This window comes from Nonomuraea sp. NPDC048882, from assembly GCF_040649755.1.
Taxonomy (GTDB): domain Bacteria; phylum Actinomycetota; class Actinomycetes; order Streptosporangiales; family Streptosporangiaceae; genus Nonomuraea; species Nonomuraea maheshkhaliensis.
The window spans coordinates 146,039-158,300 of the sequence record NZ_JBEZGB010000016.1 but is presented as its reverse complement, the minus strand read 5'-3'; the positions used below and the strand labels follow the sequence as shown (position 1 = coordinate 158,300).

Below are 12,262 nucleotides of genomic sequence, written 5' to 3'. Positions count from 1 at the left end.
CGGCCGGGCGGGCTGTCAGACGGTGAAGGAGATCCAGACGTCCGGGGGGACGCCGGGCCGGTGCGGTACCGGCCGGCGTTCCTCGGTCCACGCCTGGCCGGCGAGCTCGGTGGCCACGCGGCGCCAGAACGAGACGGCCGTCGTGTTGGCGTCCTGGAACGCGATCTCCCAGGGTCCTGGATGACGGGAGAGGACGTCCCGTACGGCCGTCATGCCGATCCCGGACCGGCGGGCGCCGCGGACCACGAAGAAGCTGTTCAGCACGCGCGCCGGGCCGGACAGCGCGCGGACGAACGCGAAGCCCACGGGATGGTCGTCGCTGGTGAACAGGTAGGCGGCCCAGTCGTCATTCGCGAGCGCCGCCTGCAGCCGGTCGCTGTGGTACGTGGCGTCGCGGCTGGGCAGGCCGCCCTGGTAGTCGGCCATGTCGTGGCGGAACATGAGCCACAGTCGTTCGGCCACGGGACGGTCGGCGGCACTCATGGGCCGCACCGATGCTGGAAAAATGGTCATGGAAACACCTTCCGGCCGGGATCAAATCCGGCCGGAAGGTGTGAATCTAGCAGACTCTGATCACGGGCCTGATCACGGGGTGGTGACCGTGGCGCCCGTGACCGAGCTCGACCAGTACAGCGCCCTGGCCACCTGCGCGAACAGGCCCTTGGGGTGGTTGCGGAACATCGGCTCGGTGCCGAAGAGCACCACGGCCGCGCCCCGCTCGTCCCGTCCGCTGACCACGGCCGCCTGGCCCCTGGCCGCGTCCGGGCCGCCCGCCCCCTGCCCGTCGGGCCGCCAGTGGCCGGACACGAGGGGGCCGTCGGCCGCGTACGACTGCTCGACCGTGACCTCGGGCCCGAGACCGGTGAACCAGAGCGGCGAGTAGACGAACGAGTGCGCCGGCGATCCGCCGCCCACGGGACCGCCGGAGGAGACCGTGCGGACCACGCCGTTGGCGTCGCCGCGGCCGGGCACCGTGGTGGCGGTGAGCAGGCCCGCGTCGGCGTTGAAGCGGGCGCCCGTCTGGCCGCGGGTGATCACGCCGCCGCCGGCCAGGAACGCCTCCAGCGCCGTCCTGGCCGCCGGGTTGAGCCCGGCGTGGCTGAGGCCGCTGGAGACGTACAGGACGTCGGTGCCGCTCCAGTCGAAGCCCGCGTTGAGCACGGCGGTGGAGACGGGCGTGACGGGGAAACCCAGCTCGCGCAGCGTGAACAGCTCGTCGGCCGAGGCCGCGGCGGCGATGCGCACCTGCCCGAGCGGGGTCCCGGCGGCAGGGCCCGCAGGCGTGCCCGCCTGAGCGCCTGCTGAGGCGCCCGACGACGTGCTCAGGTGGCCGCCCGCCAGGGTGAACGCGACACCGTAGCGCTCTGCGACGGTCCTGGCGGCCTGTCTGGCCGAGGCCGGGACGATCGCCGTGCCGCCGTTCCAGGTCACCGCGACCCCCTGGGCCAGCAGGTCGTTGAGCGCCCTGACCTCCTTGGCGTCCCCGACCCTGAGCGCCAGCGGCCCCGGCGTGCGCGGGACCGAGCCGGTCGGCGCGGCCGCCTTGACGGGCACGGTGCTAGCGCGCAGCGACGAGACCGGCTCCACGGTGGCGCCCCAGAGCAGGGCATGACTCCAGCCCGAGATGTCATACATGGCATCCACCCGAGGGGAGATGTCCGCGCCGGGCTCCAGCATGACGTTGGCCAGGCCGCGCTTGGGCTGGCGCATGTCCACCACGTACGACCCGGCCGGATACGTCCGGCCGCCCGAGCGGAAGGAGCTCTTCGCCCGCTCGACCCGCACGTCGTTCGCGATCAGGTGGTCCACCAGGCGGGCCGCGGCCGTGGCCGAGCGCTGCCCGGAGCCGGCGGGGATGACGTACGCGCGGGGGAAGGTGGTGGTGTAGACGTCCTCGGGCCCGAAGCCTGGCACGATGCCGAGCGGGACGGGCTTGGCGGCTTCGCCGGCCGCGCCGCGCCTGAAGACCTCGATCTGGTCGGCGATCAGCCGGTCGTGGCGGGACCGGACGAAGCCGTAGGTCGCGCGGATCGCGGCGGCGGCCACGTCGGTGTTGATCGCCGAGCGACGGCGCAGCTCCTCGGCCGGGGTCTGGTCGTAGACGGAGCCGTTGACCCGCAGTGGGATCTCCACGGTGTGAGCGGCGACCGCGCCGTGGAAGGGGGCGTACTGCGGGGTGAAGATCGGCGGCCAGTCGTCCCAGCCCTCGGCGGAGTCGCGGAACGGGATCTGCGCCGGCTCCACGCCGTCCTTCGCCGGGGTGTAGCCGAGCCCGTTGACCGCGGCCTCCATGCCCAGGCCGTTGGCGTAGGTGTTGGTGATGAACAGGTCGTACTCGTAGTTGGCGCCGTGCGGCGGCGTGGTGGGCTCGATGAGCGTGCCGTTGACGTACCCGTGCAGGTCGAGCATGGCCACCGGCTGGGTGTCGATCATGATCTGGCGCATCGCCCTGACCTCGGGCTGCGAGGCGGTGACGAAGTCGCGGTTGAGGTCGAAACCGGCGCCGTTCTGGCGGGCGTTGTTCACCCGGCCGTCGGGGTTGGCGGTGACGTTGAAGTACAGGCGGGTGCGTTTGAGCAGGTCGGTGACGGCCGGGTCGGTGCTGGTGGCGAGCTGCTCGATGGTGCGCAGGGCGGCGTCGGCGCCCTCCCACTCGTTGCCGTGGATGTTGCCGTTGATGAAGATCGGAGCCTTGTAGGTCCTGGCCAGCTTGCGGTCCCGGGCGGCGGCGGCCGGGTCGTTCTCGATGCGCTCGCGGACGCGGGCCTGCTCGCGCGCCTGGCCGGCGCTCTCGGGCGCGGTGACGGTGACGAGGTAGAGGTCGCGGCCCTGGGCGGAGCTGCCGATGATCTCCGCGCTGACCCGGTCGCCGCGCCACTGCAGCTCGTTCAGTTTGGGCGCGATGCCGTGGTACGGCACCAGGCCCAGCTTGATCGAGGCGTCGGCCGGGTTCTCCGCCGGCAGCGGAAGCCGGGTGCGCCTGGGGTAGCCGCGGTCGTGCGACCACCCGTACGGGCGCTCCTCGGCCGGGGCGCCGCGCAGGGCGGACGCCTCGCCGGTCGTGCCGGCGGCGACCTCGTTCCGCTCGGGGCCGTTGCCGAAGTCGCGCACCGCCGGGGGCGCCGGCTCGGCCGGATCGGCCAGCGCGGGCAGGCCGCCGGCCTGCGGCACGACGATCAGCGCGACCGCGACGGCGACGCCGAGCAGGCGGACGGGCAGCCGGGCCGACGATCCGGCGGACGGTCTGGCGGACGGTCTGGCGGGCAGGCCGGCAGGTGGTCTGAGGCGCGGATCCATCACGGCTCCCGGTAGTCGGCGGCGATGCCGATCAGGGAGATCAGGCCCGAGGCGAACTCCATCGCCTCGGCGTGTCCCTCACTGAACGGCGGCTGGAAGCCCACGCCCTCCCATCGGCGCGTCGAGGGGTTCCACAGGTCGGCGCCGACCTCGAAGTCCCACCCGTACACGCCGTAGTCGTACCACAGCTCGTCGGCCGAGTTCCCGGCCGCCGAGTACAGCACATCCGTGACGGGGCCGGTCTGCTGCGGCCAGATGACGGTGCCGCGCTCGGCGACGATGGCCTGCTCGATCGTGCGGGCCGAGCGCAGGAAGTACGCCTCCTCCTGGCGTGTCGGCCTGGGCAGGGCGACCCGGCCGTCGAGCTTGTAGGCGCCGGGCGGCCACATGAAGTAGCCGCCGTAGCTGTGCACGTTCATGGCGAACCTGATGTTGCGGTAGCGCTGCGCCAGCCAGACGACGTTGCGGCTCTCGGGCTCGGAGTGCTCCGCCGGCCCGGCGTACGTGCCGGACTGGCAGTTCGCCGACGCGCCGAAGTAGCCGTCGGGCAGGGAGCCGACGGCGTAGTTGCGGTTGACGTCCACGCCCCAGGTGTTGCGCGCCGCCGGGTCGGCCTGCTGCGCCGGGCAGTGGTTGGTCATGTTCTTCCGCTGGGAGTTGAAGTCGTAGAAGCTGTAGTTCGCCCCGTCGGGGTTGACGGTCGGCACGATGAAGATGTCGGTACGGTCGAGCAGCCGCCGGGTGACCTTGTCGCGGTCGTGGTTGCGCAGCAGCCGTTCGGCCGCCTCGATGGTGACCAGCGGCGTCACCCATTCCCTGGCGTGCTCCTGGGCGTAGGCCAGCACGCCGGTGCGCGAGCCGTCGCGGCGGGTGCCGATGCGCAGGGCCAGCACCTGCGCGGGCGCGCGGGAGACGTCGGCGGGGGCGCTGAGGAAGTCGTCGAGCTGGACGGGCGGCGCGGGCGCCATGACGCCGGCGCCGGGGTCGGTGCGGTAGACGGAGGCCCTGACGGGCAGGCCGGGCGTGGCGTTGATCGCGGCGGCGACCTGGGCGGCGGTGCTGACCGGCGCGCCGGAGTCGTCGGTGGCCAGGCTGACGGCGACGAGCTTGCCGTCGATGCCGACCCGGAGCGGGCTGCCGGGCGTGCCGGGCCCGACGAGCTCGACGGACAGGTCGTTGCCGCCCTCGGAGCCGTAGGCGGTGGAGGTGATCACGACGGCGGCGGCGGGCGCGGTGCCGATCAGCGCCTGCGCGTGGCGCCGGTAGCCGTTGGTCCGGTACGGCAGCGCGATCAGCTCGGTGAGCTTGGGGTAACGCCGGTTCAGCGCCCTGATCCGCTCGTTGAGCTGCGCGGGCGTCATGTACTGGGTGACGAAGTCCTTCTGGTAGCCGGGGCCGGTCTTGTCCGGCCGGTCGCCGCCGGGCCATTCGGCCACCCGCGCCTCGGCCTTGCCGCCGCCCGCCGAGGTGACGGTGATCCGGGTCGGCTGGGCGTCGGCGGGGACGGGGGCGCTGAGCTGGTGGCCCAGGTAGGCGCCGGCGTCCACGTACGCGACCATCTCGGCCTGCCCGCTCGTGCCGCGCCGGCCCTTCCAGGCGACGGTGAGTGTGGCGGCCTGGGCGGCGCTGCTGGAGGCCTCGACGGACAGGAAGTACCCGTCGCGCGACTTGTACCAGACCGCCCGTTCGATGACGATCCGGTCCTTCTCGGCGCCGGCCGTCGCGCTCGCCCGTGGCGTGGCGTCGGGGGCCAGGCTCGCGCCGAGCTGGGGCAGGGCGGCGAGCTGGGTGGGAGTGAGCACCGCGTCGACCTGGACGCTGCCGTCAGGCTGCGGGCGTACGCGTTCGGTGAGGTCGGCGCCGGACTCCACCAGCCGTTCCATCGCGGCCCTGTCGGGCACGGAGATGGTGACCAGTGAGACGGGCTCGGGATCGGCCGGCCCGGCGACGGCCGGGGCGGACGGCTGTGCGCCGAGACACGCGGCGCCGACGATCAGTGTGAGGACGGCGGACACCCGTAAGCCGTGCATGTAGCCCCTTCCAGGGATCACCTGTATGGGGATCATTCAAAGCCGACAACGGGCCAACCGGCAAGACCCGTGACGTCATCGCCCGCCAGGCGGGCGGCCCGTCACGAGGCCGTGACGGGCGACACCGAACGGCCGGTCACGAGGCCGTGACGTGCGGCACCGCGCCGCCGCTCACGAGGCCGTGACGTGCGGCACCGCGTCGTAGGCGGCCCAGTCGGCGCTGATCGCGCTCGCCGTCTTGAGCAGCAGCGGGAGGTGCTCCTCGGTCAGCTTCTCGATCGAGGTCTCGGCGGCGTGGGCGTTGACGTTGACCGCCGCGATCACGTTGCCGAGCCCGTCGCGCAGCGGCGCCGCCACCGACCTTATGCCCAGGGCGAGCTGTTCGTCGGTCATCGCCCAGCCCTTGGCCCGCACGGCGCGCAGGGCCGCCTCGCGCTCGCTCGGGTCGGGCCGCCAGCGCGGCTCGATGCCGGAGCGGCTCGGCTCGGCCAGCACTCGCTCCACCTCGGCCGGGGACAGCGCGGCCAGCAGCACCTTGCCCAGCGAGGTCTGCAGCGCGGGGAAGCGGGTGCCGATCTGCACCGACAGCGCCACGATCTTCGGCACGGCGACCCTGGCCACATAGACGATGTCGGAGCCGTCGAGCTGGGCGATCGAGGACGACTCGCGGGTCTGCGTGACCAGCGTCTCCAGGTGCGGCCTGGCCACCTCCCACAGCCCCATCGAGCGCACGTAGGACACGCCCAGCTCCAGCACCCGCGGCGTGAGGGCGAAGCCGCCCCGCTCGGCCCTGGCGTAGCCCAGCTCCTGCAGCGTGAGCAGGATGCGGCGGGCCGTCGGCCGGGCCAGCCCGGTGGCGGCCGCCACCTCGGTCAGCGACATGACCGGGTGTCCCGGCCGGAAGGCCCTGATGACGTCGAGGCCGCGGGCCAGCGCCTCGATGAAGTCAGGTCCGGTCTCACCACGTGCCATGTACGCCCTCACTCGCTCGGATCTGTCGGATCCGACTCTAGACGGTCGCCCGTCCGCACAGCGGCGGGTCAGAGGCGGTGCGTGGCGTCGCTGCGATAGTCCGTATACGTGTACGGGTTGTCCAGCACCTTCGCCGAGGGGATGTCGGGGTTCATGCCCTTCTCCCACGCCTCCTCCCCCATCTCGCCCTTGAGGTATTCGATCGTGCTGTCGGCCTGGGCGCGGACGGCGGCCAGGTCGACGCCGAGCAGGCGGTGCTCGTGCTTGACCACGCGCCCGTTGACCAGCACGGTGTGCACGTCGCCGCGCTGCGCCTGGAACGCCACGTGCCCGAACGGGTTGAGCAGCGGGAACGACACGGGCGATGCGTCGTTCTTGATCAGCACGAGGTCGGCCTTCTTGCCGGGCTCGATCGTGCCGAGGTCGTCGCGGCCGATGGCGCGGGCGCCGCCCCGGGTGGCCCAGTCGACGACCTGGTCGGCGCGCAGGGCGCAGTGGGTGACGGTCTCGCCCTTGGCGTGCGCCTCCAGGTGCTCACGCGAGCGGTCGGCGCCGAGCGTGGTGCGCATCGCCGAGAACAGATCGCCGCTCCACCATACGCTGGTGTCCATGGACAGCGAGACCGGGATGCCGTGGGCGCGGATGGCCCACGTGGGCGGGTAGCCCTGACCGGCGCTCTGCTCGCTCTCGGTGGAGACGGAGATCGAGCCGCCGGTGGCGGCGATGCGGTGGTAGGAGTCGGCCGACAGCGAGGCGGCGTGCACGTAGATGGTGCCGGGGGTCATGAAGCCGTGGTCGTACATGAGGCGGATGCCGTCGTCGCTGGTGGCGCCCCACACGCCGGCGTGGGTGGTGACCGTCGCGCCGAGCTCGCGGGCCACCTCGAAGGCGGGGCGCTCGGGGAAGGACGGGTCGCCCGTCACGTCGAAGGCGATCTGGAAGCCGAGCAGGTCGTCGCCGGTGACCCGGCGGCGGACGAAGTCGCGGAACTCCGGCGCGGCCGTCCACTCGGCGGGCGGCTGCTGGATGTTGCCGTAGGCGAGCACGTACCGTCCAGGCACGGCCTGCAGCGCGTCGGCGGCGGCGTCGGCGTGGTCGGGGGTGCGCAGGCCGTGCGACCAGTCGACGACGGTGGTGACGCCGGCGTCGAGGGCCTCGATGGCGGCCAGGGTGTTGCCCGCGTGCACGTCCTCGGGCCGGAACAGCTTGCCGTGCTCCAGGTAGTACCAGACGAAGTACTGGGTGAGCGTCCAGTCGGCGCCGTAGCCGCGCATCACGGTCTGCCACATGTGCCGGTGGGTGTCGATCATGCCCGGCATGACGATGCCGCCGGAGGCGTCGATCTCGGCGGCGCCATCGGGCACCTCCAGTTCGGGGCCGACGGCGGCGATCCTGTCCCCGGTGACGAGGACGTCGGTACGGGTGAGCACCCGCCTTCCGTCCATGGGCAGCACGGTGCCGCCGCGCAGCACCACGGGGCGTCCGGCCTCGAACTCGTTCATGGCACGCTCCTCGCTTGCGAACAGTCGTCCGCTGTACGGTCAACGCCACTGTGATGAGATGCCGCCCACCTGTCAAGATGGTTGACGCATCGGCTTTTCAGTGCTGGGATCGCTCTAGCGGACATACGTCCGTTGAGCGGACGGAAGAGCTGAGCGAACGGAAGAATGGATCCGGATGACTGACCACGTGCCCGAGGGGCCACTGTCCGGTGTGCTGGTGGCCGACTTCTCCCGGGTGCTGGCCGGCCCGTACGCCACGATGCTGCTGGCGGATCTGGGCGCCGACGTCGTCAAGGTCGAGGGCCCCGGCGGGGACGACACCCGCTCCTGGACGCCGCCCGCGCGCGGCACGGCGTCCACCTATTACCTGGGCGTCAACCGGGGCAAGCGGTCGATCGCGCTCGACCTGCGGCAGGAGGGCGACGCCGGGCTCGCCAGGGAGCTGGCCCGGCGGGCCGACGTGCTGGTGGAGAACTTCCGCCCCGGCGGGCTGACCAAGTACGGGCTCGACTACGACACCGTCAGCGCGGCCAACCCCGGCGTCGTCTACGCCTCGATCAGCGGGTTCGGGTCGGGGGCCGGCGCGCGGGTGCCGGGCTACGATCTGATGGTGCAGGCCATGTCGGGGCTGATGAGCCTGACCGGCGAGCCGGACGGGCCGCCCTACCGGGCCGGGATCTCCGTGTTCGACGTGATGGCGGGCAACCACGCGGTGATCGGCGTGCTGGCCGCGCTGCGCCATCGCGAGGCCACCGGGCAGGGGCAGCACGTCGAGGTCAACCTGATGTCGTCGGCGCTGACCGGGCTGGTCAACCAGAGCTCGGCGTACGTGGCGGGCGACGTGGTGCCGTTCCGGATGGGCAACGCGCATCCGAGCGTGTTCCCGTACGAGCCGCTGCCGACCGCCGACAACGACCTCATCGTGGCGGCCGCGAACGACGGGCAGTTCCACAAGCTGTGCGAGGTGCTCGGCATCCCCGAGGTGGCCGACGACCCGCGCTTCGCCCGCAACGCCGACCGCACCGAGCGGCGGGAGGAGCTGCGGCCCCTGCTCGTCGAGCAACTGGTGAAGCGGCCGGCCGACGAGTGGTTCCAGCTGCTGGTCGAGGCCGGCGTGCCGAGCGGGCCGATCAACACCATCGACGGCGGGTTCGCGGCGGCGGAGCGGTTCGGGCTGGAGCCCGTCGTGGTGGTCGGCGAGGGCGATCGGGCGGTGCCGACGACGCGGCACCCGATCCGCTTCTCCCAGACGCCCGCCGGGTACGCCCTGCCGCCGCCCGAACTGGACGAGCACGGCGCCGAGCTGCGCAAGTGGCTGGAGGACGGACGTGACTGAGCACTCGCGCGACTTCCGGGGCCCTGGGAGTGAACGTGACTGAGTACCCGACCGCGCTAGGAGCGTCGACGCCCGACACGATCACCCTGCTGGGCCGCGACCTGGCCACCGACGTGATGGGCGAGGTGGGCTTCGGTGAGCTGGCCTTCTGGCTGGCCACGCAGCGCCGCCCATCCCCGGGCGAGGTCCGCGTGTTCGAGGCCGTGCTGGCCGCGCTGGCCGACCACGGGTTCACGCCGACCGCGATCGTGACGCGGCTGACGTACCTGTCGGCCCCGGATTCCGTCCAGGGGGCCCTGGCCGCGGGCCTGCTCGGCGGCGGCTCCCGCTTCCTCGGCGTCACCGAGGACTGCGGCCGCTTCCTGCACGAGGTGATCGCCGCGCACGACCCGCTGCCGGCCGAGGAGTCCGACTGGGACGCGCTCGCCCTGGACACCGTACGGGCCCGCCGCGAGTCCGGGCGCCTCATCCCCGGGCTCGGCCATCACGTGCACAAGAACGGCGACCCACGCACGCCCAGGCTGTTCGAGATCGCGGCCGAGGAGGGCCTGGCCGGGCCGCACCTGTCGCTGTTCGCCGCCATCGGGCGCGTGCACCCGCAGGTGCTCGGCCGCACGCTGCCGCTCAACGGCGCCGGCGTCTGCGGCGCGGCGCTGGCCGACCTGGGGCTGCCACTGGAACTGCTGCGCGGGTTCGCGCTGCTGGCCAGGACCGCCGGGCTCATCGGGCAGCTCGCCGAGGAGCTGCGCCGGCCGGTGGCCAATGAGATCTTCCTGTCCGTGGACCTGAACAACCGGTCCATTCCGCCCGAGCCGTTCCCATCCCCCGACGGAGGTTCGCATGACTGAGGTCATCGGAGGTTCGCATGGCTGAGGTCGCCGCGGTCATCGCGTCCACCCACCACCCCTTCTACTACCGCGCCAGCACCGCCACCGGAGAGGACCGCCCACCGTTCGCCGACGAGTGGGTGCGCAAGGTGGAGGCGTTCAGGGAGACGCTGACCAGGGCCAGGCCCGACGTGCTGGTCATGGTCGGCTCCGACCACTTCCACCAGCTGTGGCTGGACAACATGCCGCAGTTCCTGATCGGCAAGGCGCCCTTCTACGACGCCAACTTCTACAACGAGGAGCGCGAGTTCGGGCTGCCGCGCATGGTGTGCCAGGGGCAGGAGGACCTGTCGGGGTACATCCTGCGCGAGGGCATCGACGCCGGCTTCGACCTGGCCTTCTCCAACGAGCTGCGGATCGACCACTCGATCACCTGCCCGATCATCACCCTGCGCCCGCAGAACGACCTGCCGATCGTGCCCGTCTACACCAACATCTTCGCCCCTCCGCTGCCGCGGCCGAAGCGGTTCGTGCAGCTCGGGCAGACGATCAGGCAGCTGGTGGAGTCGTGGCCGGCCGAGCAGCGGGTCGCGATCATCGGCACCGGGCACCTGTCGCTGGAGCTCGGCGGGCCGCGCCAGTTCGGGCCGCACGGCCCCGACCCCGAGTTCGACCGCAAGGCCGTCGAGTGGATCTCCTCGGGCGACATCGAGGGCTGTCTGGCCGAGGTCACCCTCGACAGCCTGCATCTGCCGGGCAACGCCACCCACGGGTTCATGGACTTCATGCTGATGATGGGGGTGGCCGGCGAAGGCCGCAAGGCGGACTACGTGGACACCTACGACCTGTTCCACACCATGGAGGCGTACTTCACCTGGTACCCGGACGGAGGCGCCGGCGCATGAGCAAGTACCTGCTGAACAAGTTCCTGTTCACCGTGGACCGCGATCCCGAGCTGGTCGAGCGCTACCGCGAGGAGCCGCGCGCCACGGTGGAGTGGTGGGAGGGCGAGTACGCCAACCGCATCCTCGGCTGTCACAGCGGCGAGGCGTCCACCTGGCTGCGCTTCGACGACGTCGAGCGGGAGGCGCTGGCGGCGCACGACTATCCGCGGCTGTTCGAGCTGGGGGCGCATCCGTTCCTGACGCTCACCCTCTTCATCGCGATGTTCGAGCGCGATCATCCGCCGCTGGGCTTCCAGACGGAGTACGCGCGGCGGCTGTCGCACATGTCGCTGCCGTACCCGGACATCGCCACCTGACCCTGTTATCGAGAGCGGCGGTCCCGGAGGTCCGGGGCCGCCGGTAGGCGTACGACGCGGGAGCCCGATGATGCGTGCCCTCCAGATCGACGAGTGCGGGCGGCCGCCGGCCGTGGCCGCGCGCCCGGAACCGGTGCCGGGTCCCGGGCTGGAACCGGTGCGGGTCGTCGCCGCGCCGATCACCCCGCTGGACCTGCTGTGCGCGACCGGAACGTCCTACTTCGGGACGCCCGCGCTGCCGTACGTGCCCGGCGTCCAGGGCGTGGGCTCGGCCGGCGGGCGGCTCGTGTGGTTCCCGACCGCGGCCGGGATGGCTCCAGGGGACGGCAGCATGGCGGAGCTGGCCCTGGCACGGGCCGAGGACCTGGTCGAGCTGCCCGAAGGCGCCGACCCGTACGCCGTGGCGGCGCTCGGGCTGTCGGCGGTGGCCGCGTACCTGGCGCTGACCTGGCGGGGCGAGCTGGCCGCGGGCGAGCAGGTGCTGGTGCTCGGCGGGGGCGGCGCGGTCGGGCAGGCGGCGATCCAGCTCGCCCGGCTGGCGGGCGCGCGCCGCGTCGTGGCCGCCGCCCGCTCGGCGGCCGGCCTCGAACGAGCCCGCCAGGCAGGCGCCGACGCCGTCGTCCCCCTCCTCCCGGCTGGTTCGGACCACGTGGCGGGGCTCGCGCGGCGGTTCGCCGACGCCTGTGACGGGCCGGTGGACCTGGTCCTCGACCCGCTCTACGGCGTCCCCGCCGCGGCGGCCGCCAGGACACTGGGCCAGGGCGGGCGGCTGGTCAACCTCGGGAGCGCGGCGGCGGAGACGTGCCCGCTCGACTCCGCCACCCTGCGCAGCCGGTCACTGCGCATCCTCGGCTACACCAACAACGAGCTGTCCAGGGAGCAGCGGGCGGCGGCCGTCACTTACGTCGCCGAGCAGTCGGCGGCGGGCCGGCTCGCCGTGACCCACGAGGTGGTCCCCCTGGAACGGGCCGCACAGGCATGGGAGCAGCAGTCGTCCGGCGCCGCCGACGGCCGCATCGTCCTGGCCTTCGACTGAC

Annotated in this window: 10 protein-coding genes; 5 read left to right on the top strand and 5 right to left on the bottom strand. The window is 72.6% G+C overall.

Annotated features, from left to right (window positions below; translation table 11 throughout):
• Positions 1 to 15: 15 nt before the first annotated feature.
• The 5 genes from AB0C27_RS43185 to AB0C27_RS43165 all read right to left on the bottom strand — a co-directional run bounded on the left by AB0C27_RS43185 (position 16) and on the right by AB0C27_RS43165 (position 7,801).
• Positions 16 to 513 carry a GNAT family N-acetyltransferase gene (locus tag AB0C27_RS43185; protein WP_357857517.1) on the bottom strand — a complete coding sequence of 166 codons (498 nt, stop codon included), beginning with the start codon at positions 511 to 513 and terminating at the stop codon, positions 16 to 18.
• Positions 514 to 585: 72 nt separating this feature from the next.
• Complete coding sequence (locus AB0C27_RS43180; RefSeq protein ID WP_357857514.1) at positions 586 to 3,297, bottom strand: M14 family zinc carboxypeptidase; 2,712 nt, start codon at positions 3,295 to 3,297, stop codon at positions 586 to 588.
• Positions 3,297 to 5,327, bottom strand: coding sequence for a M14 family metallopeptidase (locus AB0C27_RS43175; RefSeq protein ID WP_357857511.1), 2,031 nt, complete (start codon positions 5,325 to 5,327; stop codon positions 3,297 to 3,299). Before AB0C27_RS43175 ends, AB0C27_RS43180 begins: the two co-directional genes overlap by 1 nt.
• 171 nt (positions 5,328 to 5,498) lie before the next feature.
• Positions 5,499 to 6,299, bottom strand: coding sequence for an IclR family transcriptional regulator C-terminal domain-containing protein (locus AB0C27_RS43170; protein ID WP_357857508.1), 801 nt, complete (start codon positions 6,297 to 6,299; stop codon positions 5,499 to 5,501).
• 68 nt (positions 6,300 to 6,367) lie between these two features.
• Positions 6,368 to 7,801: an amidohydrolase family protein gene (locus tag AB0C27_RS43165; protein ID WP_357857505.1), complete on the bottom strand. Its 1,434-nt coding sequence runs from the start codon at positions 7,799 to 7,801 to the stop codon at positions 6,368 to 6,370.
• A gap of 175 nt (positions 7,802 to 7,976) precedes the next feature.
• Here AB0C27_RS43165 and AB0C27_RS43160 point away from each other — a divergent pair, with 175 nt between their 5' ends.
• The 5 genes from AB0C27_RS43160 (at position 7,977) to AB0C27_RS43140 (ending at position 12,261) form a co-directional block, all read left to right on the top strand.
• The gene (locus tag AB0C27_RS43160; RefSeq protein ID WP_357857502.1) at positions 7,977 to 9,137 is read left to right on the top strand and encodes a CoA transferase; all 1,161 of its coding nucleotides are present in this window, start codon (positions 7,977 to 7,979) and stop codon (positions 9,135 to 9,137) included.
• 35 nt (positions 9,138 to 9,172) lie between these two features.
• The gene (locus AB0C27_RS43155; protein WP_357857498.1) at positions 9,173 to 9,985 is read left to right on the top strand and encodes a citryl-CoA lyase; all 813 of its coding nucleotides are present in this window, start codon (positions 9,173 to 9,175) and stop codon (positions 9,983 to 9,985) included.
• Positions 9,986 to 10,002: 17 nt separating this feature from the next.
• Positions 10,003 to 10,869 carry an extradiol ring-cleavage dioxygenase gene (locus AB0C27_RS43150; RefSeq protein ID WP_357857495.1) on the top strand — a complete coding sequence of 289 codons (867 nt, stop codon included), beginning with the start codon at positions 10,003 to 10,005 and terminating at the stop codon, positions 10,867 to 10,869.
• Positions 10,866 to 11,225 (top strand): hypothetical protein, encoded by a 360-nt coding sequence (locus AB0C27_RS43145; protein ID WP_346115288.1) that lies wholly within the window; start codon positions 10,866 to 10,868, stop codon positions 11,223 to 11,225. Before AB0C27_RS43150 ends, AB0C27_RS43145 begins: the two co-directional genes overlap by 4 nt.
• Before the next feature lie 67 nt (positions 11,226 to 11,292).
• A complete protein-coding gene (locus tag AB0C27_RS43140; protein WP_357857491.1) occupies positions 11,293 to 12,261 on the top strand; it encodes a zinc-binding dehydrogenase in 969 nt (322 codons plus the stop codon).
• Position 12,262 lies beyond the last annotated feature (1 nt).